At 34.9% G+C, this 25,100-nt stretch carries 29 protein-coding genes, 1 tRNA gene and 1 riboswitch; of the genes, 14 read left to right on the top strand and 16 right to left on the bottom strand.

Annotated elements, in window-relative coordinates:
- Positions 1-15 precede the first annotated feature (15 nt).
- From spoIIIAB to ABDZ63_RS05755, 6 genes are all read right to left on the bottom strand, one after another.
- The gene (gene spoIIIAB / locus ABDZ63_RS05780; RefSeq protein WP_343782359.1) at positions 16-528 is read right to left on the bottom strand and encodes a stage III sporulation protein SpoIIIAB; all 513 of its coding nucleotides are present in this window, start codon (positions 526-528) and stop codon (positions 16-18) included.
- Positions 464-1,456: a stage III sporulation protein AA gene (gene spoIIIAA, locus ABDZ63_RS05775; RefSeq protein ID WP_343782358.1), complete on the bottom strand. Its 993-nt coding sequence runs from the start codon at positions 1,454-1,456 to the stop codon at positions 464-466. The genes spoIIIAB and spoIIIAA overlap by 65 nt, the downstream gene beginning before the upstream one ends.
- Positions 1,457-1,619: 163 nt before the next feature.
- Positions 1,620-2,177 (bottom strand): elongation factor P, encoded by a 558-nt coding sequence (efp, locus tag ABDZ63_RS05770; protein WP_343782357.1) that lies wholly within the window; start codon positions 2,175-2,177, stop codon positions 1,620-1,622.
- A gap of 28 nt (positions 2,178-2,205) precedes the next feature.
- A complete protein-coding gene (locus ABDZ63_RS05765; RefSeq protein WP_343782355.1) occupies positions 2,206-3,267 on the bottom strand; it encodes a M24 family metallopeptidase in 1,062 nt (353 codons plus the stop codon).
- 1 nt (position 3,268) lies between these two features.
- Positions 3,269-3,715, bottom strand: a complete 447-nt coding sequence (aroQ, locus tag ABDZ63_RS05760; RefSeq protein WP_343782353.1) for a type II 3-dehydroquinate dehydratase — start codon at positions 3,713-3,715, stop codon at positions 3,269-3,271.
- A 51-nt stretch (positions 3,716-3,766) separates the two neighbouring features.
- Positions 3,767-4,249, bottom strand: a complete 483-nt coding sequence (locus ABDZ63_RS05755; protein ID WP_343782352.1) for a YqhR family membrane protein — start codon at positions 4,247-4,249, stop codon at positions 3,767-3,769.
- A 186-nt stretch (positions 4,250-4,435) separates the two neighbouring features.
- On the opposite strand from ABDZ63_RS05755, the gene ABDZ63_RS05750 reads away from it, so the two are divergent.
- A complete protein-coding gene (locus ABDZ63_RS05750) occupies positions 4,436-4,783 on the top strand; it encodes an SA1362 family protein (protein WP_343782351.1) in 348 nt (115 codons plus the stop codon).
- 41 nt (positions 4,784-4,824) lie between these two features.
- On the opposite strand, the gene ABDZ63_RS05745 is transcribed toward ABDZ63_RS05750, so the two are convergent.
- Complete coding sequence (locus ABDZ63_RS05745; RefSeq protein ID WP_343782350.1) at positions 4,825-7,377, bottom strand: vitamin B12-dependent ribonucleotide reductase; 2,553 nt, start codon at positions 7,375-7,377, stop codon at positions 4,825-4,827.
- A gap of 335 nt (positions 7,378-7,712) precedes the next feature.
- Between ABDZ63_RS05745 and ABDZ63_RS05740 the strand changes: the two genes are divergently transcribed.
- Positions 7,713-8,105 carry a rhodanese-like domain-containing protein gene (locus tag ABDZ63_RS05740; RefSeq protein ID WP_343782348.1) on the top strand — a complete coding sequence of 131 codons (393 nt, stop codon included), beginning with the start codon at positions 7,713-7,715 and terminating at the stop codon, positions 8,103-8,105.
- A 172-nt stretch (positions 8,106-8,277) separates the two neighbouring features.
- On the opposite strand, the gene gcvPB is transcribed toward ABDZ63_RS05740, so the two are convergent.
- The 3 genes from gcvPB to gcvT are packed head-to-tail and all read right to left on the bottom strand — an operon-like array spanning position 8,278 to position 12,206.
- On the bottom strand, positions 8,278-9,747 hold the full coding sequence (gene gcvPB, locus ABDZ63_RS05735) for an aminomethyl-transferring glycine dehydrogenase subunit GcvPB (RefSeq protein WP_343782347.1): 1,470 nt from the start codon (positions 9,745-9,747) through the stop codon (positions 8,278-8,280).
- Positions 9,740-11,089: an aminomethyl-transferring glycine dehydrogenase subunit GcvPA gene (gcvPA, locus tag ABDZ63_RS05730; protein ID WP_343782346.1), complete on the bottom strand. Its 1,350-nt coding sequence runs from the start codon at positions 11,087-11,089 to the stop codon at positions 9,740-9,742. The genes gcvPB and gcvPA overlap by 8 nt, the downstream gene beginning before the upstream one ends.
- 13 nt (positions 11,090-11,102) lie before the next feature.
- On the bottom strand, positions 11,103-12,206 hold the full coding sequence (gene gcvT / locus ABDZ63_RS05725; RefSeq protein WP_343782345.1) for a glycine cleavage system aminomethyltransferase GcvT: 1,104 nt from the start codon (positions 12,204-12,206) through the stop codon (positions 11,103-11,105).
- 258 nt (positions 12,207-12,464) lie between these two features.
- Positions 12,465-12,556: riboswitch (glycine riboswitch) on the bottom strand.
- A gap of 164 nt (positions 12,557-12,720) precedes the next feature.
- Here gcvT and ABDZ63_RS05720 point away from each other — a divergent pair.
- Both ABDZ63_RS05720 and ABDZ63_RS05715 read left to right on the top strand, forming a co-directional pair.
- The gene (locus ABDZ63_RS05720; RefSeq protein ID WP_343782344.1) at positions 12,721-14,322 is read left to right on the top strand and encodes a DEAD/DEAH box helicase; all 1,602 of its coding nucleotides are present in this window, start codon (positions 12,721-12,723) and stop codon (positions 14,320-14,322) included.
- Positions 14,309-15,112: a YqhG family protein gene (locus ABDZ63_RS05715; RefSeq protein ID WP_343782343.1), complete on the top strand. Its 804-nt coding sequence runs from the start codon at positions 14,309-14,311 to the stop codon at positions 15,110-15,112. The genes ABDZ63_RS05720 and ABDZ63_RS05715 overlap by 14 nt, the downstream gene beginning before the upstream one ends.
- Positions 15,113-15,208: 96 nt before the next feature.
- Here the strand turns inward: ABDZ63_RS05715 and ABDZ63_RS05710 are convergent, their stop codons facing one another.
- A complete protein-coding gene (locus tag ABDZ63_RS05710; protein WP_343782342.1) occupies positions 15,209-15,748 on the bottom strand; it encodes a shikimate kinase in 540 nt (179 codons plus the stop codon).
- A gap of 125 nt (positions 15,749-15,873) precedes the next feature.
- Between ABDZ63_RS05710 and comGA the strand changes: the two genes are divergently transcribed.
- The 9 genes from comGA (at position 15,874) to ABDZ63_RS05665 (ending at position 20,168) form a co-directional block, all read left to right on the top strand.
- Complete coding sequence (gene comGA / locus ABDZ63_RS05705; protein ID WP_343782341.1) at positions 15,874-16,902, top strand: competence type IV pilus ATPase ComGA; 1,029 nt, start codon at positions 15,874-15,876, stop codon at positions 16,900-16,902.
- Positions 16,847-17,893: a competence type IV pilus assembly protein ComGB gene (comGB, locus tag ABDZ63_RS05700; RefSeq protein ID WP_343782339.1), complete on the top strand. Its 1,047-nt coding sequence runs from the start codon at positions 16,847-16,849 to the stop codon at positions 17,891-17,893. Before comGA ends, comGB begins: the two co-directional genes overlap by 56 nt.
- Before the next feature lie 12 nt (positions 17,894-17,905).
- Positions 17,906-18,208: a competence type IV pilus major pilin ComGC gene (gene comGC, locus ABDZ63_RS05695; RefSeq protein WP_343782338.1), complete on the top strand. Its 303-nt coding sequence runs from the start codon at positions 17,906-17,908 to the stop codon at positions 18,206-18,208.
- Positions 18,201-18,650, top strand: a complete 450-nt coding sequence (gene comGD, locus ABDZ63_RS05690; RefSeq protein ID WP_343782337.1) for a competence type IV pilus minor pilin ComGD — start codon at positions 18,201-18,203, stop codon at positions 18,648-18,650. The genes comGC and comGD overlap by 8 nt, the downstream gene beginning before the upstream one ends.
- Positions 18,634-18,966 carry a hypothetical protein gene (locus tag ABDZ63_RS05685; RefSeq protein ID WP_343782336.1) on the top strand — a complete coding sequence of 111 codons (333 nt, stop codon included), beginning with the start codon at positions 18,634-18,636 and terminating at the stop codon, positions 18,964-18,966. Before comGD ends, ABDZ63_RS05685 begins: the two co-directional genes overlap by 17 nt.
- On the top strand, positions 18,923-19,390 hold the full coding sequence (locus tag ABDZ63_RS05680; protein WP_343782335.1) for a competence type IV pilus minor pilin ComGF: 468 nt from the start codon (positions 18,923-18,925) through the stop codon (positions 19,388-19,390). The genes ABDZ63_RS05685 and ABDZ63_RS05680 overlap by 44 nt, the downstream gene beginning before the upstream one ends.
- 55 nt (positions 19,391-19,445) lie before the next feature.
- Positions 19,446-19,736, top strand: coding sequence for a hypothetical protein (locus ABDZ63_RS05675; protein WP_343782334.1), 291 nt, complete (start codon positions 19,446-19,448; stop codon positions 19,734-19,736).
- Between the two features lie 28 nt (positions 19,737-19,764).
- Positions 19,765-19,836: transfer RNA gene (locus ABDZ63_RS05670), tRNA-Gln, on the top strand.
- A gap of 89 nt (positions 19,837-19,925) precedes the next feature.
- Positions 19,926-20,168, top strand: coding sequence for a DUF2626 domain-containing protein (locus ABDZ63_RS05665; protein WP_343782333.1), 243 nt, complete (start codon positions 19,926-19,928; stop codon positions 20,166-20,168).
- Positions 20,169-20,307: 139 nt separating this feature from the next.
- On the opposite strand, the gene ABDZ63_RS05660 is transcribed toward ABDZ63_RS05665, so the two are convergent.
- Positions 20,308-20,928, bottom strand: a complete 621-nt coding sequence (locus ABDZ63_RS05660; RefSeq protein WP_343782332.1) for an MBL fold metallo-hydrolase — start codon at positions 20,926-20,928, stop codon at positions 20,308-20,310.
- Between the two features lie 153 nt (positions 20,929-21,081).
- Here ABDZ63_RS05660 and ABDZ63_RS05655 point away from each other — a divergent pair, with 153 nt between their 5' ends.
- On the top strand, positions 21,082-21,264 hold the full coding sequence (locus ABDZ63_RS05655) for a DUF2759 domain-containing protein (protein WP_343782331.1): 183 nt from the start codon (positions 21,082-21,084) through the stop codon (positions 21,262-21,264).
- A gap of 30 nt (positions 21,265-21,294) precedes the next feature.
- On the opposite strand, the gene ABDZ63_RS05650 is transcribed toward ABDZ63_RS05655, so the two are convergent.
- The 4 genes from ABDZ63_RS05650 to ABDZ63_RS05635 all read right to left on the bottom strand — a co-directional run bounded on the left by ABDZ63_RS05650 (position 21,295) and on the right by ABDZ63_RS05635 (position 25,087).
- A complete protein-coding gene (locus tag ABDZ63_RS05650; protein WP_343782329.1) occupies positions 21,295-22,077 on the bottom strand; it encodes an ABC transporter permease in 783 nt (260 codons plus the stop codon).
- 18 nt (positions 22,078-22,095) lie between these two features.
- Positions 22,096-22,797, bottom strand: a complete 702-nt coding sequence (locus tag ABDZ63_RS05645; protein ID WP_343782328.1) for an ABC transporter ATP-binding protein — start codon at positions 22,795-22,797, stop codon at positions 22,096-22,098.
- A gap of 87 nt (positions 22,798-22,884) precedes the next feature.
- Complete coding sequence (locus ABDZ63_RS05640; RefSeq protein ID WP_343782327.1) at positions 22,885-24,768, bottom strand: LTA synthase family protein; 1,884 nt, start codon at positions 24,766-24,768, stop codon at positions 22,885-22,887.
- 133 nt (positions 24,769-24,901) lie between these two features.
- On the bottom strand, positions 24,902-25,087 hold the full coding sequence (locus ABDZ63_RS05635; RefSeq protein ID WP_343782326.1) for a YqgQ family protein: 186 nt from the start codon (positions 25,085-25,087) through the stop codon (positions 24,902-24,904).
- Positions 25,088-25,100: the final 13 nt, after the last annotated feature.

Here is a 25,100-nt window from a genome sequence, read left to right as displayed (position 1 = left end):
GTTACTAAAGCCCCCTTAAATGAAAATTAAAACGAATAACAAACCTGATAGAAATCCTAATGTCCTAAACATCCCAGAAAATCGTTTTTCTTCTTCTTGTGCATCTTCAAGCTCATGTTGTAGATGAACTTTAGCAAGCTGTATTTGTTTTTGTTGTTGCTCAACATTGTGAAGTCCTAATGACTGTCCAAACTGCATTAATATCTCTTTTTCTTTTGATTTCATTGCTGTGTTTCGCCATTGATTTGTAATGATTTGTTCCCATAAAACTTGTAAAGTCGTATCTCCGAGCATCAACTGCTCGGCTAAATCGTAAAAAATATAAGTAACAGGGGGAGATAACTGTTTAGAAACATATGAAAGAACTCGGTGAATCGGCTCTTGGGCGTATACAATCTCTGCTTCCATTATTTGCAAAGCTTGTAATAGCTCTCTAATCTCTTTTGGTCTCTTAGCATAATTTTTAGCTATATCGATTCCGACCCACGTGCACGTGAACAGAATCATGATGGCTCCGACCCACTTCATTAGTCATACTCCTAACATTGGTTGTTAATTGCTGAAAACTTTTATCGTATATACCAATTACATGCCCAGGTTTTGGGTGAGGACTTAACACTATATATCGATTAAAAATTTCATCATTTATTAATGGCTGTAAGTTAGGTCTGCGTTTTAAGTCATCCATTGAATAACCATGTACACTACAGACGACTTGAACACCAGTATGAATCGCTTCCATCAAACTGACTACATCTTCCTCACGTCCGATTTCATCCACAGCTAATACCTCAGGAGACATTGAACGAACCATCATCATCATCCCTTCAGCCTTAGGACAATCAGACATAACATCAGTCCTTCTTCCAACATCATGTTGAGGTACACCATTGTAGGATGCTGCTATCTCTGCACGTTCATCTACTAATGCAACTCTTGAAGGTTTAATTGTTACAGCTCCATTACTAACTGTTCTAATCAAATCTCTTAATATCGTTGTTTTTCCACTTTTTGGTGGTCCAATCAACAAGGTATTCATCAATTGATCTTGAGCAATATGATTTAATAAATGTTTAGCTGCACCTTTCCTTTCTGAGGCGATCCGAATATTAAATGATGAGACGTGTGTGACGGCTTTAACTTGTCCACTTTCAACCGAGACTTTGCCACTAATACCAATTCTATGACCGCCTTGTATGGTGATATAACCATTTCTTAACTCCTCTTCTAGTCGGTAAACAGAATACTCACTAATCTTAGCTAGTAAAGTAGTTGCATCTTCCCTTTTGAATGTGTATTCATCTATAATTTGTTCGCGGTCATGAAAAAGCATTTGAGCTTGTCTACCAACCCGAAGTCTAATTTCTTCTAAATCTATTAACTGTTTACTATTAAAGCGGTGCTGAATGATTTGAGCCAATTGATCTGGTAAGAATTTCAAAATCTTTTCATCCACTATTAAATGCCTCCATTTGTTTACCACTACTATATGATTGAAAAAGTTTTGATATGAACGTTGAGTATAATTATTGAAGCCATAAAAAAAGACCGACACTATAAAAGTATCGACCTTAAGCATATGCCTGTTCATAGGGCTATAGTTTTCTAATGTAAGTACATTAAGCACGTGATACGTATTTACCTTCGCTAGTGCTAACAACAAGCTTTTCACCTTTATCAATGAAAAATGGCACTTGAACCGTATAGCCTGTCTCTAAAGTCGCTGGCTTAGTTCCTCCTGAAGCCGTATCACCTTTAATCCCTGGTTCAGTTTCTACCACTTCTAGTTCCACATTGTTAGGAAGTTCAATTCCTAATGTGTCACCATCATAAATCATGACATAAACTTGTATACCTTCTGATAGAAAGTTTAATTCGTACTCAATTTTACTGCCTGGGATTTCAATTTGATCAAATGTTTCTATATCCATAAACGTATGGTTTTCACCTGATTCATATAAATATTGCATTTGACGGCGCTCTAAGTGTGCTTTATTAACTTTCTCACCTGCACGGAATGTCTTCTCTTGTAAATTTCCATTTTCTAAATTTCTTAATTTAGAACGCACAAACGCTGAACCTTTACCAGGCTTAACATGTTGGAATTCCATTACTTGCCAGATCGAACCTTCCAACTCAATTGTTAGTCCCGTTTTAAAATCGTTTACTGAAATCATATCATTACTCCTCCTATAACAAACATTTCTATAGTGTGATTAATTCTTTAGTTGAGAATGTTAGGCGCTCATTACCATTTTCAGTTACGACTGTATCATCTTCAATACGGCAACCTCCAACATTTGGCACATAGATCCCTGGTTCGACTGTTACAACCATACCTGACTCTAAGACTGTATCACTCTTAAAAGACAAAGATGGCCCTTCATGTACATCCATCCCTAAACCATGTCCTGTTGAATGACCAAAGTATTCTCCAAAGCCTTTCTCTTTAATGTAATCACGTGTTAAAGCATCAGCCTCTTTACCAGTCATACCAGCTTTAATGCCATCCATACCACGAATTTGCGCTTGAAGTACAGTATCATAGATTTCTTTTAACTCATCATTAATTTGACCAACCGCAAAAGTTCTCGTCATGTCAGAACAATATCCTTTATAAAGCGCACCAAAGTCTAATGTAACTAATTCACCTGACTCAATGACTTTCTCTGAGGCAACACCGTGTGGTAATGCAGAACGATAGCCTGAGGCAACAATGATATCAAATGATGATGAGACAGCCCCTTGCTTTCTCATAAAGAACTCTAATTCATTAGATACCTCAATTTCTTTAACACCTGGTTTAATAACTGTTTGAATATGTTCAAATGCAGCATCAGCAATCTTAGCTGCTTCTTTAAGTATTTTAATCTCAGCATCTGTCTTCACTAAACGAAGCTGTTCTACTAGACTTGAAACAGGTATAAATTCGCATTTTAGTGCTTTTTCATATGTTTCGAATGTCTGATAGGTGACATGTTCCTTTTCAAAACCTAGTCTTTTAACGCCTAACTTTTCTACTTGATCTGAAACTTCTTGATGGATTGGCCCTTTATGTTCAACAATTTCATAACCTTCTACTTGATCTTCCGCTTGAACTGTATAACGGAAGTCAGTTATAAAGATCGCTTTTTCATGAGTTAGTAAGACAACCCCTGCAGTACCCGTAAAACCTGTCATATAACGTCGGTTTTGTCCACTCGTAATCAACATTGCATCAAGGTCATGGTTTTTAAGTTTTTCTCTTAATCGATTAATTTTCTCCATCTCAGCTCTCCCTTTCGTTTAATTTTTCTACTAAAGCAAATGCAGCAACTTTATACCCCATCGTTCCAAACCCAACAACTTGTCCAGTAGCAACAGGTGAAATGTAGGAATGATGTCTGAAGGATTCGCGGTTATGTATATTGGAGATATGAATTTCAATCACTGGAATATCGATGGCTTCAATTGCATCACGTAAAGCTACACTTGTATGAGTATAAGCTCCAGGATTGAAAATCACTCCCTCATAATGTTCATTAGCACTATGAATCCAATCAATTAATTCCCCTTCATGGTTGGATTGAAAAGCATCTAAGTGAAATGATAAGCGTTGAAGGTATTCTTTTAATTCATCTTCAATTTCTAGTAAGGTTTGCTGTCCGTATTGGTCTTCATTTCGCTGACCTAATAAATTCAAGTTAGGTCCGTTTAAAACTAATAGCTTTTTCATCAAGCCTATTCTCCCCTTCAATCCCATTCCACTTATCAGTTTATCATATAATTAACCGTTTTGTGATACTTTTCGCATAACTCTTTGATCGTGGTGTTCATATGAAATTGTGTAGCCGATAAATACTCCATATAATATAAATTGGCTCATTGTAGTTGCAATTGTATCAAGATCTAAAGAAAAAAAGTCTGGTACATATGAAAATAGTGGGTTTAAAAAAGCAAACACAATAAACCACAATGCTACACCATAAAGTAGCCCCGGATACATACCGCGAAGCTTTTTAAACAACAGGTAATAAATAAGAGCGGGTACTATACCGATAAGACCAAGTATTATGACACTAATTAATTCACTAATCCAACCAGTCGTCCAATCACCATCAAAAAACGACCTTATAAAAAATGAAGCATGTGAAACATCTGTAAAAGATAGATAATAAGCAACGGAACCAACTATACCAAAAAGAATAGCCCCAACAAATCCAGCAAATAAACTTTTCAAAAAGACTGAAGATTGTTTTTCCTTTTCCATATTAAACACCCCTTTTCACGCAATAGTTTGTACGAAATTATAGAGTTTCATTCGATTTGTGTATATATTTCAATTTCAGTTAAAATTATTCTAAGAAGCGTATAAAATTGGTTAAACGTGGTATAATGTAATCAGATAATTATAGATTTGTACGGTCTTAAATCTAGTTTATGAAAGGAGTTTAATATGCCAAAAGGGAAAGGCGCAATCCTGTTGTATGTAATTGGTGGTTTAGCTATTATTGGAATCTTAGGTCAACTAGCGACCAATCCTTTAGGGTTTATTCAAAGTATCCTCATGATGCTTGGTATCGCAGCTTTAATTGGGGCAGCTGTTTACTATTTTTTAATTTTTCGCGGGCGAAATCGGGGCGTAGGTCAAAGTTATAAAAAAGCCGTTCAACAGTCGAAGCAAAAGTATGGAAGTGTTGATCGAAACATGGGTTACAATTCACATATCGAAAAACCAAAGAAAATTAATAGACGTAAACCCCAACGAACTCACTTAAAAGTCATTAAAGGAAATAAAAAATAGAAAGCGTTAGACTTATTAAGAGTCTAACGCTTTCTTTTACCTTATAGTCCACATTTAAGTTGTGCACCGCAATTCGTACAAGTATTACAACCACCTACATCTTCAATATTCCCCTTACGACATACAGGGCAAGTATCTCCAACTTCAGAGCCAATTGTAACATTTGTTTTGTCTAATTCCTGTACAGTATCCATTAAAACGACTTTTTGCTCTTCTTCTTCAAACAATTCTGTTTGCTCAGAGAAGCCATTCTCCTCTGCTTTTAACGTTAGTACCTGGGTATCACGGCTTCCATCTACATAAACCGTACCACCCTTTGCTCCACCTTTGTATAACCGTTGATAAACTTGTTCCACTTGATCAACACGATATCCTTTCGGTGCATTAACTGTTTTTGAAATTGAACTATCAACCCAACGTTGGATGACACATTGCGTATCCGCGTGAGCTTCTGGCTCAAGTTCCATAGCAGTTACAAACCATTCAGGTAGCTCAGTTTGATCGGCTTGAGGGTTCTTTTCAAAGTAATCTTGTGCTATATCAGCTTTAACTTCGATAAATTTACCCAAACGGCCGCTTCGATAATACGTAAAGGAGAAATAAGGCTCTAATCCTGTTGAAACGCCAACCATTGTACCCGTAGAACCAGTTGGTGCAACAGTCAATAAATGGCTATTACGAATTCCATACTTTAAGACACCTTCTCGAATATCTTCAGGCATCTTCTTCATATAACCAGTGTTTACAAACTGTTCACGTAATACTTGTGTCTCTTCATCTGTTTCACCGATTAAGAATGGGAAGCTTCCTTTCTCCTTTGCTAATTCAATCGACGTACGATAAGCAGTTGTAGCGATTGCTTCAAATATTTGATCGACTAAATGATTACCCTCTGCAGTACCATACGCTGTTTCGCAGTAAATAAGTAAATCATGTAACCCCATAACACCTAAACCAACACGACGTTCTCCTAAAGCTTGTTCTCGGTTTTCATCCAAGAAATACGGTGTTGAATCAATTACGTTGTCTTGCATACGCACGCCTACCTCTACCGTTTGCTTTAGCTTTTCAAAATTTGGCTGTTTTAACTCTTCCTCAGCAATTGCCGCTAGATTAACTGCTGCTAAATTACAAACCGAATACGGTGCTAGAGGTTGTTCGCCGCAAGGATTAGTCGCAACAACTTTTTGACCATAGGCTTTAGCATTTGTTTCCTTGTTTGCATTATCAATAAAGAAAATGCCTGGTTCTGCTGAATAAGTCGCACAGATATTAATTAAATTCCATAATTCCTTTGCTTTAATTTGTTTATAGACTCTCGTTGAAAAACCTAATTGCTCCCATTCACGCACATCACCATATTCGCTCCAATGTTCGTTATAATATGCCATTTCCTCCTCAGAATAATGTTCTACATCTGGGAATCGAAGTTCGTAAACATCATCATTCTCAACAGCTTCCATGAATTCATCTGTAATACAAACAGAAATATTGGCACCTGTTAAAAATTCTGGATTATGGACACTATATGTGCCACCATCTCGTAATTTTTGCTCTGCTTCACGAATGTTTTCTTCTGTAAAACCGCCTAATCCTTCAATGTGCTTATAATTAGCAATACCTTGATATAGCTGTAACTCTGAATTCGATAATGGCGTAAAATTCAATTTATCTTTAGCCAATTGTTGGATCGTTTCATCTTCTATATTCTCTATTAAATACCTTAAGATTCGTGGGTTTTGCATTTTAGAAATAATAAATTCAATAATATCAGGGTGCCAATCATTTAACATAATCATTTGAGCACCACGTCTTGAACCACCTTGCTCGACTAAATGTGTAAGCTTTGCAATATCATCTAACCACGAGACAGAACCAGAAGATTTACCATTAACACCACGGGCTAACGCATTACGAGGTCTTAATGTTGATCCATTTGTACCTACACCACCGCCACGAGACATAATTTCCATTACTTGCTTACGGTGATCACTAATTCCTTCTCGGGAATCTTTAACAAATGGCATAACATAACAATTAAAATAAGTAACATCAGTATTCGACCCTGCACCATACAAAACACGACCTGCTGGTACAAACTTCAATGCTGATAATTCTCGATAAAACTTCTCGAACCACTCTTGGCGCTTTTCTTCGGTTTGTTCAACTTCAGCTAAACCAGTCGCATTACGTAGTGCGATTTGTTCGTAATAAATTTCTAGAGGTTTATCTATTACACTAAGTGGTCTTTCTATTAAACCGGTCTTTTGTGACTCTTCAGATTCTAGTACATGAACGTACTCATCTTCCACTTTTACAACCGCCTGAGTACCGTTTAGTTCAACAATATATCCAGTCCCTCGAGCTGGGAATTTCGGGTCTTCTTTAATCGTTAAAACGACAAAGTCACCCTCTTTAATTGTTTTCTTTTCCGTATCTTTAAACGCATAACGATCTAACATGACTAACCGAGAAACACCTTGATGTGTCGTATGCATATCAGGTGTAATAGGGTGCACGTGAGGAAATTCTTTGATGTCTTCGTTCAATTGTGCAATGTCCAAATTAATTTGTTTATCTTTTATATCTTGCATTACGTTACCTCCTTCACGTAAGATAGAATCGTTATGTTTTTATATCATAACGATTCTATCTAATCTATAATTACAGTATCAAAACAGAATCAATAAATCAATATATTGTATTGTTATTTTTATAAAACATCCATATGTAGTGTTTTACTCATAATCTAACTAAAAAGTCAACAGCTCACTAATAAGAATTCCTTACTTTTTTGTTAAGCATTTTAAACAATTAGAATAACACGATTAACTCGTTAATAGAATAACTTAGAAAAAATCTTTGAAACAAACACAAAACACTCTTATAATAAATATGGGACTGAACAAGAAGAAAGAGGGGAAGCATAATGGAAGCATTATTAATTATACTTGTTGCGATTGCTGTTTTAATATTATTTGCTGTATTTAGAAACATGCGTATGCAAAAGCATTTAAGAACCTTAACAGAGGAACAGTTTAAAGAAGGCTATAGAAAGGCTCAGTTAATTGATGTTCGTGAACCAAAGGAATTTGAAAGAGGTCATGTTTTAGGCGCACGTAATATTCCACTTTCCCAATTAAAGCAAAGAATGGGCGAAGTAAGAAAAGACCAACCTGTTTACCTATACTGTCAACGTGGTTCAAGGTCGATGAAAGCAGCTAACAAACTACGTAAAAATGGCTATGAAGGACTTCACCAATTAAAAGGTGGCTTTAGTAAGTGGACAGGTAAAATCAAAGTGAAGAAAAAAGCATATTAAAGCAAGATGAGTTAAAATTTGAGAGACTGGGACGAAAGAATTTAATTAAGAATCCGAATTACTTGAAGTTTGATTGGATTATACCTGCTAAGGAAATATATAGTTAAAATACAAAAAGCAGTTCAGTTTAGAGTGACATGCACTCTAAACTGAACTGCTTTAATTTTAATGTTTATTCTTCACGATAAAAGCGTAAGACTGGTTTTCTTGCCGCTGTTGTTTCATCCATACGATCTACAACCGTAGTGTGTGGTGCTTCTTGCACTTTCTCTGGGTCTTCTTTTGCCTCATTTGAAATTTGAATCATGGCATCGATGAACTCATCTAAAGTTTCTTTCGCTTCTGTTTCAGTCGGTTCAACCATTAACGCCTCTTCAACATTTAATGGGAAGTAGATTGTTGGTGGGTGGTAACCAAAATCCAATAGACGTTTTGCCATATCAAGTGTTCTTACACCCATCTTCTTCTGGTTCTTACCTGACAATACAAATTCGTGTTTACAATGCTGATTAAATGGTAGTTCAAATTCTTCTTCTAATCGGCGCATCATATAATTCGCATTTAAGACCGCATTTTCACTAACTTGCTTTAAGCCATCTGGTCCCATTGAACGGATATACGTATACGCACGAACATTAATGCCAAAGTTTCCATAATAAGGCTTAATTCTTCCAATGGATTGTGGACGGTCATACTCAAAGAAGTATTCACCTGAATCACGCTTAGAAACTAATGGCTTCGGTAGATAAGGTGCAAGTTCTTTAGTTACACCGACCGGTCCAGAACCAGGACCACCACCGCCGTGAGGACCAGTGAAAGTTTTGTGTAAGTTTAAGTGTACAACATCAAAGCCCATGTCACCTGGACGTGTATAACCCATAATGGCATTTAAGTTAGCACCATCATAGTATAGACGCCCTCCTGCATCGTGTAGAATTTTAGCCATTTCTAAGATGTGCTCTTCAAATAAACCTAGCGTATTTGGGTTCGTTAACATTAAAGCAGCAGTATTTTCATCGACTACTCGCTTTAGGTCTTCTAGGTCGACTAATCCATTTTCATTTGACTTAACAGTAACCGCTTCAAGACCTGCTACTGTAACTGATGCTGGGTTTGTTCCGTGAGCTGAGTCAGGGACGATAACCTTTGTACGGTGATCATCACCATTTGCCTCATGAAAAGCACGGATCATCATTAGACCAGTCCATTCACCTTGTGCGCCCGCTGCAGATTGTAATGTAACAGAATCCATTCCCGTAATTTCACTTAAAGATTCTTGTAAATCATACATTAACGCTAATGCACCTTGAACAGAAGTTTCCTCTTGATATGGATGAACCATACTAAACCCTGGAATTCGTGCAATATCTTCATTAATTTTTGGGTTATACTTCATCGTACATGAACCTAAAGGATAAAAACCAGAATCAACTCCATGATTACGTGTTGATAACGCTGTATAATGACGCATAATTTGCAGCTCGCTTACCTCTGGTAGATCTGGGGCATCTTTACGTATATATTCATTAGAAAACTCTTCATCAAGATTAAGGTCCTCTACATCTAAGTCAGGTAAATGATAACCTTTACGACCTTCTTTGCTTAATTCAAAAATCACTGAAAAATCTTGCTCATTAGCCATTAGCTTCACCCACTTCCTTAACAAATTGATTGATTTCTTCCTTCGATCGAACCTCTGTAACAGCTACTAACATATGGTTTTCAAGACTTGAATTGTTTCGACCTAAGTCATAACCACCAATGAAGCCTTTTTGTAGCAACATTTCATTCACTTCTGATACAGGCTTATTTAATTTAACGATAAATTCATTAAAGAATGCTCCATCATGCAACGTCTCAAAACCTGCTTTTTCAAATGACTTCTTTGCATAGCGTGCTTTCTTCATGTTTAGTTCAGCCATTTCACGGACACCTTCTTTACCAAGAGCTGTCATAGCTACTGATGATGCTAATGCATTTAAAGCCTGATTTGAACAAATGTTTGAAGTCGCTTTATCACGACGAATGTGCTGTTCACGAGCTTGTAAAGTTAAAACAAAGCCACGACGTCCTTCCTCATCGACCGTCTGACCGACTAAACGCCCGGGCACTTTACGCATTAATTTCTTTGTCGTTGCAAAATAACCACAATGAGGCCCACCAAACTGTGTTGGAATACCGAATACTTGTGTATCACCAACAACAATGTCAGCACCAAATTCACCTGGTGGTGTTAAATACCCTAATGCTAGTGGGTTACTTGAAACAATCATCATTGTTTTCTTTTGGTCTTCTAACATGGCTTCGACTTCTTTTAATGGTTCTACTTGACCGAAGAAGTTTGGATATTGAATAACGACACTTGCTGTTTCATCATCTAATTCGGACTTTAATTGATCTAAGTCAGTTAAGCCATTTTGGTGATCAATTTCAACAATTTCTAAATTAAAACCTTTAGCATAAGTATAAATGACATCCATAGATTCAGGATGGATGGCTTTAGAAACTAATACTTTTTTCTTTTTTGTTTGACCAGCACTTAAGTTTACAGCCTCTGCAAGTGCTGTCCCACCGTCATACATTGAAGAGTTAGCGACTTCCATTCCCGTCATTTCACAAACCATCGTTTGGAATTCAAAGATTGCCTGCAATTCACCTTGTGAAATTTCAGGCTGATATGGCGTGTAAGCCGTATAAAATTCAGAACGAGAAATGACATGATCTACAATGGATGGGATGTAGTGTTGATATACACCTGCACCTAAAAAGGATGTATGAGAATTCGAGTGACTATTCTTTTCAGCTAGTTCAGTTAATTCTTTCGTTAACTCATACTCAGATTTTGCAGGCTTAATATTTAATTCACCTTCAAAGCGCACTTCTTTTGGGATATCTTGAAAAAGCTCTTCAGTTGATGAGACACCAATGGTATCTAACATTTCTTTTCGATCTTGATCTGTCATAGGAATATAACGATGTTGCATATACTTTCACCTCTTACTTTCTTTTATAAAATGGCGTTGGAACAATTTTAGCTGTCAATGTTCTTTTTCTTACCTTGACATCTAGCTTTTCACCTTCATTTGCATACTGGACATCAATTAACGCTAAGCCAACATTTTTACCTAATGTAGGTGATTGTGTCCCAGATGTAACAAAGCCAATTACTTCTTCATTTTTCAACACTTCATAGCCATTACGAGGAATGCCTTTATCAATCATTTCAATGCCCACTAACTTACGAGTAGGGCCATTTTCCTTTTGTTCTTTTAATACTTCTTTACCAATGAAATCTACTTCTTTATTCACTTTAACCGCAAAGCCAATGCCCGCTTCAACAGGTGTTATATCTTTTGTTAGCTCTTGAGAATATAAAGCTAGGTTCGCTTCAAACCTTAACGTATCACGAGCACCTAGTCCAATTGCTTGTAAGCCTAAAGGTTCACCTGCTTCTAAAATAACTTGCCATAGCTTTGGCCCAGATGCATCATTAATGTAAATTTCGAACCCATCTTCTCCTGTATAACCTGTACGCGATACTAATGCGCCATGTTCTACACCTTTAATTTGAACATCATTTTTAAAGCGGAAAAATTTAATCTCACTTAAATCTTCATCTGTAAGTTTTTGTAGAATCGCTTCTGCTTTTGGCCCTTGTAAAGCCAGTTGTGCAAAATCATTAGAAATATTTTCAATTTGAACATTACCTTCTTTATTTTCAATAAGCCAATCGAAGTCTTTCTCTGTATTTGCTGCATTCACAACTAATAGATAATCATCTTCATCACGTTTGTAAATAATAAAGTCATCAACCGTACCACCATTTGGATAGCACATAGCTGTATATTGTGCTTGGTTAACCTTTAATTTACTAACATTGTTTGTTACGACTTTTTGAAGGAATGCTTCACTATCTACTCCTGTTACAGCAATCTCACCCATATGAGAAACATCAAACAAGCCAGCATTTTCCCTTGTTGCATGGTGCTCTTCTTTAATACTAGAAAATTGTACAGGTAAATCCCAGCCACCAAAATCAATTGTTTTAGCACCTAACTTTTCATATTCAGGAAAAATTGGTGTTCTCTTTAATTCTCCCATTTCATTTACCCCCTACATTTAAGATTTGCTCTACTATCACCGTTAGATTTTCAACAATTATTCATGCATTTGTTAAAAACAGTCCAAAATAATAATTAGAGCTTCAGTAAAATAGTGTCTACAAACCGAAAAAGAGAATGCCAAATAAGCTTTGGCATTCTCTCTGTCCTGACACCTGAAAGTTTCACATCGCAAGTTCAATGCTTACATCTTTGGTGGTTTATCGCGTCTTATGACGACAAACTCTCTCCAGAGGTGCGTCATACAAGAGTCATTTTGCCTGAGAGATTCATACTTTCGTATTTGCTCCGTCGGCGTCACTTGGCTGTGAGCTCTCCCCTTGTAATCATTCGCTGATAATTTTCATTTTTTTGAGCATAATAAAACAATGAAATGCTTTAAACACTCCTAAATTGTACAAAAAGTATGAATTAAATTCTAAATGACATTATACCACAATCTTAAATGATGTGTAAGCGTCATCATAAAGTTTATTTTAGTTAGGAGATTTTATATGAAGCCTATAATTAATGTTGATAACTTATACAATGTCCTTGAAGAAGTTCAAGATCAAACTAACAGTGATTGGGACACATTTACAAAAGCATATCAACTTAGTCAATTATCAATGACTGATAAAAATGAATTAACTTCCTTAAAATACTTACCAAACCTTGAACTACTTCCCCACCAACGTGAGGCTGTAGATAAGGTTTTATTTCATATGCATGGACGAGCAATTCTTGCAGATGAAGTAGGGTTAGGTAAAACGATAGAAGCTGGTGTCATTCTAAAAGAGATGATGATTAAAGGACTAGTTAAAAAAGTATTAATCTTAGTCCCATCCTCTTTAATTCGACAATGGGAGTATGAAATGAATCAAACGTTTTTCATTCCTGCAAGAGCTAAACACCGTTCATATCCGTGGGAAGCTTATGATATTGTAATATCTTCTATTGATCTGGCTAAAAAAGAGCCACATGCCTCCCACTTAATTGAACAAGACTATGATTTACTGATCGTCGATGAAGCACACCGATTAAAAAATGCACAAACAAAAAACTATCAATTTGTTAAGCAACTTAAATCGACTTATTGTTTACTACTAACTGCAACACCTATACAAAATAAGATTGATGAAATCTATCACTTAATGAAGATTGTTCGCCCTGGATTATTAGGTGATAAACGAATTTTTAAAGAAAAAGTTAAGAAGAGTCACTATGAATCAGTCCAAACACTTATTAAACAATCCATGGTCCGCTCACGTAAAAGTGACGTTCAAGACAATTGGGCTAGCCGGGATATTCAAACGATACATGTTGATTTTACTGAAGAAGAACAACAAATTTACAATGATTTACAATCCCTTGAAACATCGCATACATTAACCAATATCACCTTATCTAGAGAGTTTTGCTCTAGTAGGGAAGCTTGTTATTTATCAATGAAGAAACAAGAAGGATTGAAAGATTCACACATAGTTGACTCAATCGAACAACTACCGAATCACTCTAAAGCATTAAGAACCATTGAGCTGATTAAAGAATTAGATGATAAAGTTATTATCTTCACTGAATATAAATCATCACAACTTTATCTACAGTGGTTATGTCAACAAAATGGGATCAGTGCAGTACCTTATAATGGCAGCTTTCGAAAAAGTAAAAAGCAATGGATGTTACAGTTGTTCGAAAATAATGCCGATGTATTAATTGCAACTGATGCCGGAGCAGAGGGGTTGAATTTACAGTTTTGCAAAAATATGATTCACTATGATTTACCTTGGAATCCAATGCGGTTAGAACAGCGAATCGGTCGTATTCACCGCTTCGGACAAAAAGATGAAGTTAATATCTACTACATTGTTTTAAACAACACGATTGATGAAGAAATTCTAAACCTACTTTATGACAAATTATCACTATTCGAAGGTGTTATTGGAGAAATTGATCAAATTTTAAGTAGCTTTGGTGCTAGTAGTTTTGAAGAAGAAGTTGCTGAAATAATGAACGAATCACAATCAACTAAAGAAGCCGAAATCAAAATCGATAATTTAATTTCAGTTATCCAAAGTGAACAAGATCAAGGAGAGTTAAAAGATGAGACAAGCTGAAATACACGGGTTTCTATATAAGTTTTTTTTAAAAAGGCAAGCGTCGATCATAAATAGTGAAGAAGGGCTATTAACGGTAAAGTTAACCAAAGACCTAGACCAACAATTAATGAACCGTCCATTTTACTGGCAATATGTCAACACAATGGGATGGAGTGGAGAGCCAATGACGGTATCCTTTAAATCCAAAGAAGATATCGATTCAGATGGTGAATGGATTCACTTTGGTTCTCCAAGACTTCAACAAATTTTTAATGTCATTAAACAAGAAGGTCAATACACCACTTTATATGAAAAAGTTAATAACGAATTGAACCGAACCCCCTTATACCCTTGGTTTGTCTGTAATTTACAAATTAAATATCAAGGCTGGCATACTCATGATGAAATAGTAAGTGTTGGCATCTTATTAACCAATGGAACGATGAGGTTTGATTGGATGGAGGAAAATATAGAAGAAAGCTTCACACAACATGTCCCTGATTATGCTTACAAAATTCCATATATCATTTCACCTAAACGATCAATAGAACACATTTCAAATGAGTTAAAAAAGCGTATTGAACAAGAAACAATTGAGTTCACTCAAAAGTCTATTGATTTATATAACAAAGAATTAAACATGTTAGAGGAATTAACTGATTTACAAAATGAAGAAGACCATCAATTTTTCGAACAATCAAAAGAACAAATTTATGAAAGGCTTTATCCAAAAGTTGAAATGAATTGGATCAATGGAGGTCTTTTTTACTTATCTAATGAAAGCACAAAAAAGCTAATTTCTCATTAAATTTCGAGATTTTTTTAAGTCGAATATAAGCAAGTAAGTAGAGGTTTTGGTTATAAAAATAACTAAAACCTCTACTTATCTTTGTTTAGCCAAAACTTAAAGCTTTTTGTCATATTGACTCGAATTATAAAACCGTGTATAAAAATATATATAGCGCAGGATCAAATCGGTAGTTTCTTTAATTTCAAGATCATTCACATCAATCACCTTATTCGATGACCTTTCATACAATAGTTGTCTCCTATTGAATAAATCCATTTTTTTATCACGATCTTGACTCCATAGTGGTCGTGCCTTGTCACCTATTAGGCGGTTAGAAATCGTATTAAAGTCTGCTTTTAGCCAGAAAGTTAAATACTTGCTTTTTAAAATTTGCTGATTATCCTCAGACTCTACTATTCCACCCCCTGTTGCTACAATACAATTATTAACTTGTAGGGAACTTAACACATCACTTTCAACCTCACGAAAATATGACTCACCATACTTACTGAAAATGTCACGTATTTCCATACCTACTTTATTAATCACTTCTTGATCAAGGTCATAAAAAGGCTTTTTTAACTGTCTGGCTAACATCTTTCCAACCGTGGATTTTCCAGAACCCATAAAACCAATTAATGCAATTGAAGTCAATTTTCACACCTGCCTATTTAAAGAGTCCGATTCACTGCTACCCCTACTTGGTAAAAGTCTAGATTTTCACATCTGAAATTTTAAAGTTAAACTATCGTAAATTAAATTAAAGGAGGAGTCACTAAGTGAAACCGGAAAGTCTGTCTGAGCACATCATACATGACGCTATAAAACACGGAGCAACAGATATTCATTTTTCACCTGAGGAAGTAGAAGTACCCACATACTTCCGAATAAATGGCTATCGCTGGTTTTACAAACGTCTTATCTTAAAAGAATATCAAACATTATTAAGTTACTACAAATTTTCTTCTGGTATGGATATAGCTGAAAACCGAATTCCACAAGACGGTACACTTACCTTTTCAAATCAGAGAGATTCCTATCACTTAAGGTTATCAACTTTACCGCTTTCCTTAACAGAAAGTTTGGCTATAAGAGTGTTACCAAATTATCAAACCCCTAATTTAAAAGACTTATTTTTATTTCCGAATCAATCTGAAACACTTTTGAAATGGATTACCAATCAATCTGGAATACTTCTATTCACTGGACCAACAGGAAGTGGTAAGTCTTCTACCATGTTTGCCTTAATGAAAGAAGCGATCAAACGTTATGGGTATCAAACAATATCTTTAGAAGACCCAATCGAACGTTCAGTTGATCAAATATTACAAGTCCAAGTTAACGAAAAAGCTGGCTTTAGTTATGATATAGGGCTAAAAGCTGCTTTAAGACATGACCCTGACATTATTACAGTTGGAGAAATTCGTGATGAGTCTACAGCACACTTTGCATTTCGAGCAGCACTTACAGGTCATTTAGTCTTAACAACCATCCATGCAAAAAATGCCCATGGGACAATTGAAAGGCTATTAGAAATGGGGTTAACACAAACCGAATTACATCAAGTATTATTAGGTATTGCTTCACAAGAGTTAGTTCCACTCACGAAAACAATCCAAAGAAAAAACGGACAAGGTAGAGCAGCCATTGCTGAGTTGCTAGAAGGTCAAGACTTAACAAGAGCTATAAACGGGTTCCCTCCTGAAAACAGTCACCGTTTTATTACTTTCCAACATTTAAGGAGAAAAGCTTATGCTTATGGGTATACAATTAATCCAGAAAAAACAACCATCAATACCATTGATTGAACAAGTTGATTTTTTAGACCGACTTTCAAAGTTATTATCTAACCATTTCACATTAAGACGTTCATTAGAATTTATGTTATATGACCCTAAACATAGTGACTTGGCGAAGCAATTTGTTCATCTCTTACAAACTGGAGAAAGTATTGAAAATTGTTTTCGAAAACTTTCTTTCCACCCGTTTGTTATCGCCTTTTTGTATTTTTCGAAAGAAACAGGTCAAATGACAGAACAAATTATAAACTGCCATAACATGTTAAAAATGAGGTTAGATTTCAGAAAAAAACTGAAAGAAATTATGCGATACCCCCTAATTTTATTGACTTTTTCAATGGTGATTTTCTTTTGTATGAGTACCTTCCTTTTACCGATGTTTAACCAAGTTATTGACAGTTTTGGCAACGACAGCTCCAATTTTTGGCTCAATATCGTGATTTCTTTATTTCAAACCTTCATATTTGTTGGCGCTTCATTGCTTACTGTCTTGAGCATCTCTTTTTACTTATATAACAAACGAGCTGATTTAAGAAATAAATTGGAGGTGATTGAACGGATTCCTATTCTAAAACCATATATAAAACTATCCACTACTGCACAACTTTCCTATCACTTATCTTCAATTATGAATAACGGAAAAACATTAAAAGAGGCACTAATCATCATCAGTAAACAAAATGACTTACCCATTCTAAAGTATTACTCAAACCAAATTATTGATCAACTAAAAGAAGGTGCAACTTTATCCAAAGCGATTAATGACTTAAGTCTTCTTGAACCCGATTTCAAGATTTTAATTTTAAGAAGCGCTGAACAGGGGACCTTGATGGAAGATTTAAAAGCTTATTCATCACTCGCACTAGCCTCATTAGAAGATAAAACAAAACGGCTCATCTTCACCATCCAACCGATCTTATATGGAGTGTTAGGCACTATGATTATCCTTATTTACATTTTAACTTTAATACCCATGTTTCAAATTATGAATTATATGTAGAGGTGAATATTTATGCTAAAAAATGAAAAAGGATTTACACTAATTGAAATGTTAATTGTACTACTGATAATTTCTGTTCTTCTATTACTAACAATTCCGAATGTGATTCAACATAATACTTTTGTAGATGAAAAAGGGTGTGAAGCTTATATAGACCTTGTCCAATCACAAGTTCAATTATATAAGCTTGATGAAGGTGAATACCCATCAGATATTAGCGTGTTAAAACAGGAAGGTTATATAGATGAATCAACTTGTCCAGACAGTCGACCATTAACTATTAATAGTGATGGTAGTGTCACCATTAATGATTAAAAATAATTTCAATAACCAAGGTTTTACGTTGATTGAAATATTATTAGTTCTAAGCATTGTTCTATTAATTACCCACTTTTCATGGAATGCGATTAAGCTAATTGATCAAAACAGAGCTGAAAATCAATTCTTTGAAACATTTGAGCAAGATGTGTTTTACATTCAACAGTACACTCTTCTTCATCAACGCCGTTTAACATTGTTGTTTAACTCGTCAAATAGCGGTTATATAATTTATGAAAATCCTTTCAATCCTCCTTTAGTTGAAAGGAAATTTGATGAAAACATTCGCCTCAATACTTCTGCTATAAATAACCGAATTGTCTTCAACACAACAGGCTCTATTACTCGCCCAGGTAGCTTCAGACTAATAATAGATGAAAATGAATTTCTGATTACGTTCCCATTTGGTAAAGGAAGATATTATGTTACTAAAACATGAAGATGGCTTTGTTTTACAAGATGCTCTCCTCTCACTCTCTTGTTTCATCATCATGATGAGCGTGCTTTTTCCATTTATTGTTCACTTATATGAATATAAAACAGACATAGAGTTACGTCAAAACGCTTATCACTTATTACATCAACAAACGGAACAAGTTGTAACTGAGAAGATCAGTAATTCAAAAGAAAGCGACCACTATAATGATTATAATATCGAAATAGAAGAGAAAAACAAACAAATCGTCGTTTGTATAAGTTGGGTGAACACAAATGAGACTGAAGAAAAGTTATGTAGACATATCCCAAGTCGTTAAAAATAATAATGGATTTACGTTATTAACCTCTTTAATTGCTTTATCTATTCTAATCACGATTTTGCCTATAATGTTTTACTTCACAAAACCACTAGCCGACCTATCTCATTTGTACGACTCTAATCAATTAGAAATAAGGCAAATGGATTTTTTGATCTCCTTTGAACTTAACCGAAGTGTTGAAATTAGATTAACTAATAACCAATTACACTTTGTTCGAGCAAATGGAAATATTGTTACATTTGAACAATACAATGATTTAATTCGAAGGCGCTCAAATCATCAAGGCCATGAGGTTATCATGTTCGACGTTGATCATTACTCTATTGAAGATTTAAATGATACAGCATTTAAAGTCCATTATATAAGAGAGGGGGAGCAGGTTGAGAAAGTTTATACCCACCATAATATTAAATCATACTAAGAACGATCATGGTTTAATTTTTCCAACTCTTGTCTTTTATTTATTGACATTCTCTATGTCTTTAGTAATATTATTTTCACAAGCTCATTATCAACAAGAGCAGCTAAATTGGAGTGATGAACAACTCACGATCCAAAACTTGATTAATAATGCTATTTTTGATTTTGGGCATAGCAATGTAATTTCAACAAACAACGAAGAAAATATGGTTTTTGAGTATGAGACAGGTGAAGTCAGCATCGTTTACGAAGTATTGAATAATCAAGAAGTTGAATTAAGAATGGTGGTTAATACAAATAATGATTATACTTATGAACATTTTACAACTATGATGTATAATAACTAAGCAATTGTTCTATAATAACAACTGTGATTGGGCCATAGCCAAGCGGTAAGGCAACGGGTTTTGGTCTCGTGATTCCCAGGTTCGAATCCTGGTGGCCCAGTTTTATCGCTTCATAAAATGTTCATTTACATTATTTAATACATCGTATATAATATGTCTGATGAGTTCCTGTACAAAGGAGGAAAAGACATGGATCGTATGTTTCGTGTTCTAGCATTTTGGACTGGTATCTTTACTGTTCTTTTTTATGCAGGAGATTATATTGGAATGTCCGTATTATTTCTAGCACAGACGATCTTCTTTTTAGGAGTTGGTTACTTAAACCTATCGGAACGCCTTTATATGTATATTTTTGGTGCATACTTAACTGTTTTTATGGTAGGTTTTACTTATTACGTAACATTCCTATTAGAGCCAGGTTTTGCTCACTAAAGAAAACTTGCGTGTGGCAAGAAAAATTTTAGAAAAAAACATAGGCTTACTTGTACTTAGGTGCAGTAGGATTTTCCTAACTGCAAAAAGCTCAACCCTTTTTAAGGGGTTGAGCTTTTTTCATGTCATACATTAACCATTACAAGAATGGATTCTTTACTTTTTCAGTACTAACTTTTGTCAAAGGGCCATGGCCTGGTAATACTTCAGTATCATCAGGTAAAACTAAGACTTTTTGGCGGATCGCGTTAATCAATGTTTCATGGTCACCGAACGGTAAATCCGTGCGACCAATGCCCATTTGAAACAACGTATCACCGGCAATTAATTTTTGATCAGATTCAAACCAGAAAGATAAACTACCAGGGGAGTGGCCGGGTGTATGTAACACTTCAAAATCAAAGCCACCTATATTGTAGTGACCTTCTTCCAAGAAATGTTCCGCTTCATTATTTGAGCTTATACGACCAACTTGAAACCTTGATGACCCATTTAAATCTGGATTTGTTAACCATTCTCTTTCTAGTTCATGCATATAAACATCAATTTTATAGTATGTTCTTAACTCCTCTACTCCGCCAATATGGTCAAAGTGGGCATGAGTTAATAAAATCGCTTCTGGGATGATGTCATGTTCTTGAAAATATTCAATTAACTGATCCGTATCACCACCAGGGTCTACAACTAAAGCTCTACCTTCTTTTTCAATTACATAACAATTTGTACCTAATAATCCAAGTGAGAAAATATAATAGTTCACAAAACGTTCCACCTTTTTCGCTTATTTTTATTGAAATCACTCGACATGCCACTACTTTTTATATAAAATATAAGGGAGAAATCTTACGGATAATTTCTTAGTTTCAATGTAATCATAACAAAGAGCAAGTTTTTCATTCAAGGAGGAACAGACATGCAAGTAGGAGAATTCGTATTTGGAGTTATGATGCTAGTTGTAGCAATCTTAAGTGCATTTGCAGTTATACGTGAATTAAAGACTCGTAACTTCTTCGCTGTAGCTTTTGCAACTGCATCACTTTTTCTTTTTGGTTGGTATTCAGTAATGACAATTTATAGTCAATTGTTTACCTCATAGTTTTACTTAAGCGGCGTAACAATCAGTTTGTTAGCCGCTCTTTTTTATGTCTTGTAACTTAAGTAATTGCATTTGTTTATTAAAAAAGAAACGATACATGACCATAGAAATAAAAATAGCACTCAAAGAGACAGATGAGAAAATACTAATTGAGATGACCAGTTGATATTTAATCGCTACAATCGGCGCTACTCCACCTAAAATTAATCCTGTCATCATCCCTGGTAATTGTACTAATCCGATAGTTTTTAATTGATCTATATTAGGAATTAATGCAGCGTTTAATGTTTTTTTAACCGTCATATGAGCAGCATACTTGGGTGTTGCTCCTAAAGATAGAGCAGCCAATAACTTTCCGCGGTTCTGCTCAAACTCTGACTTTAGACGTTCTAACGCTAATCCCATAGCAACCATGCTATTTCCAATCACCATACCACTCATAGGAATGACTTCTTCAGGTGTAAATGAAATCATATCAAAACCTAACCACATAGCTAGGACAATTAGCTCTACTGAAATTAAACCAATTAAAATAGTAATGAATATATACGGCAATTCTTTTCCTTTTTTGCGAGCATGAAACGTTGCAACGATAATAATCACAGTTAACATAATTGGAATACCTACTAGAGGTGGCAAGTCGAATAAATAAGTTAATATGAGACCGATCAGAAACAGCTGCAATGTCCCTCGAATCGTAGACCAAATAATATCTTTTTTTAACCCTAATTGATAAAAGTAAGCAATGGTGAATGGAATCATAACAAAAACAGTTAGTAATAAAAGTGAATATGTTGGAATATCTCGCTCCATGATGGCCTCCTAAAGAATTTATGATTTGTGTAAAAAGTTCTTTAGTTCCTCCGTTTTGGGTGTTTCTAATAATTGAGCAATATCACCAAATTCTATAACTTGTCCTTCATCAATGAATAAACCCTTTGTCCCTATTCGTTTAGCTTGATCCATACTATGTGTCACCATAACAACTGTTAAACTGTGTTGTTCAATTAAGTTAATGAGATCTTCTTCGATTGCTTCAATATTCCGGTCGTCTAAAGCACTTGTTGGTTCATCTAATAATAATACATCTGGTTTATTAGCTAAAGTACGAGCTAAAGAAACCCTTTGTTGTTCACCACCTGATAGTTCTTCTACAGGTTTAGTTAAGTACTCTTTTGGCAAATTAACATAATTCAACAGCTGATAAGCCCTCTCTTCTTCCCATTCATCAAACATACTTGGACCAAACTTTAAATTATCTAATACCGTTTCTGGAAATAAATGGGGTTGTTGTAAAACAAGCCCCACTTTCTTTCTTAATTGAGGAATATCATAATCATTAATCAATTGTTGTTGAAAATATATTTCACCTTGATCTGGATCATCCATACGATTAAACAGATGTAACAATGTCGATTTCCCTGACCCTGATGGGCCAAATATGATTAAACGTTCCCCTTCATTAACCTTAAAATTCACATCTTTTAAGATTAAACGATTCACTTGATTAAATTGAAATATATGATTAGTCATTCAGTTCACCTACTAAAAGCTACTTATAAACATAACAATACTAAAAAAAACTGACCCACTCAAATAATAGAGTGGGTCAATTTTATATTATGATTCATTTTCATCAGCAATTTCGCCTTGCTCAAAGTCATAAAACCTAAAAAGATCTCCATAAATGATCTCATCTGAATAATTCAACTCTTGTTCAGCCTGTTCGCGCATTGTGTCACAATGAGCTTCTTCAATAATTTCACCTGAAGAGTTTTCATAACAGTTGCCAGAAGCGTAAATGTAATCTTCGCCTACAATACGACCATCTCTAAATGCAATGAAATCTTTACGATCTTGTGAGAAAAGATCATTACCAAACATGATATCGTTTTGGTTTTCTATTCCTAACATATTTAACATTGTTGGCTTATAATCAATTTGGCCAGAAAGTGTTGAGATGGTACCTGTGTCTTCATGACCTGGTATATGAACAATCATCGGTACACGTTGTAACTTCACTTCATCATAAGGTGTAATCTCATCTTCACCTAAAAACTGAGCCATTGCATCATTATGATAAGAGCTAATACCGTAATGGTCACCCATCATAATAATTATTGAATCTTCATAAATACCTTCTTCTTTTAACTGGTCGATAAACTGCTCAAGTGCTTCATCAGTATATCTTGCTGTTTGAAAATATTGATTAAGTGTAACAGAGTCTGAATCAAATTGGTCAATTGTTGCTTCTTCCTCAGGCATTTCAAATGGAAAATGGTGAGTTAAAGTGATCATTTTTGAATAAAATGGTTCATCCAAATCCTTTATCAAATCAACCGTTTGATCTACAAAATCTTTATCATTAAGTCCCCAACCAATTTCATCACTTTCATCAAACTCATAAGACTCGACATCAAAAAACTCTTCATATCCCAATGAGTCATACATAACGTTTCTGTTCCAAAAACTCTCGTTATTCGCATGGAAAACATACGAATTATAATCTAGCTCTTCTTTAATTATTTTTGGTAATGAGTTATATTCATTTTGTGCATGAGTAAAAAATGCTGCACTATTTGGCAAGGGATACAAACTATTGTCTAAAAGAAATTCATGGTCCGATGTTTTACCTAATCCTGTCTGGTGATAAAAATTATCAAAGTAATAACTATCTTCTTTAAATTCATTTATAAATGGTATGATTTCTTCACCATGAAGTGTTTCGTCTACTAAGAATGTTTGCATTGATTCTACAGCGATGTAAATAATGTTTCGATCTTCTGCAATACCTGTTAAATCTACAGGGGCTTCCTTTTCTCTAACATTCTCATTAACATATTCATCGATTTCATCAATTCCAGACCCATCAGCAAATAGACGCTTGGACTGAGTCGAGGTGGTCATCACAATATCATAACCATGAAATACTGGTAAACCAACATTCTTAACTAAATACTCTCGATCAAAACCTCTTTGGAATAACATTGGCCTTTCAATTTCTGCAAGTATTAAGTTAATGACAACAGCCGTCATAGCGACTGAGATAATTCGTCTTCTAAACACACTAGAGAATTGTTCTAGCTTAAATGTGTTTAATTTCATGAACGTCATAATTAAAGCAACGTCCAAAAATAGCAATAGATCCGAAAAATATACTAATGAAACAACGCTTGTTCCTAAATCTCCAGCATTATTAACTTGGAATAAAGTTGGAACCGTTACAAAATCAGTGAAATTTCGATAGTACATTAAGTTAGCCATAATAATGACTGATAAAACGATCGATGTCGTTATAATAAAGCGTTTTTGACTTTTAGGTTTTAACCATACAGCAATAGAGAAAATAAACATACTAATAGCAAAAGCATTTACAACTAGTATAATTTCCTGAAAAGCTGACTCAATCGATAAGTCAAAATAAAATCTATATACAATGTAAGTTTTTATTCCTACTAAGATCGCCGCAATAATAAACAACGGAATCTGTTTTACGCGATGCATAAGTGTCCCTCCACTTCCCCTAAAAAACTCTCCCCTAAATTAGACGTAATTATAAAGAGAATCGTTTCAAAAAACTTATTAATTCCAATACCCTTTTTACCACCATTTCAAACATCTTACAACTACATTTTTATTACGATTTCTTTTCAGTTCGCAAAATTAAAAGAGCTTTTTGAAATTCATCTGTTGAGATTAAATTATTTTTGTATAATTCTTTAACCTCTTCTTCCATTAATAGTATATCAGAATCTCTGTCTCCTAAGTATACAAAAACACCAAAGCTTTTAAGAAGTTTTTGTACATCTATGAAGCTGTTCATTTGCTTCTCCTTT

This window comes from Alkalibacillus silvisoli, from assembly GCF_039521975.1.
Classification (GTDB): domain Bacteria; phylum Bacillota; class Bacilli; order Bacillales; family Alkalibacillaceae; genus Alkalibacillus; species Alkalibacillus silvisoli.
The sequence above is the reverse complement of the archived record's forward strand: the minus strand, read 5'-3'. Positions and strand labels throughout refer to the sequence as shown.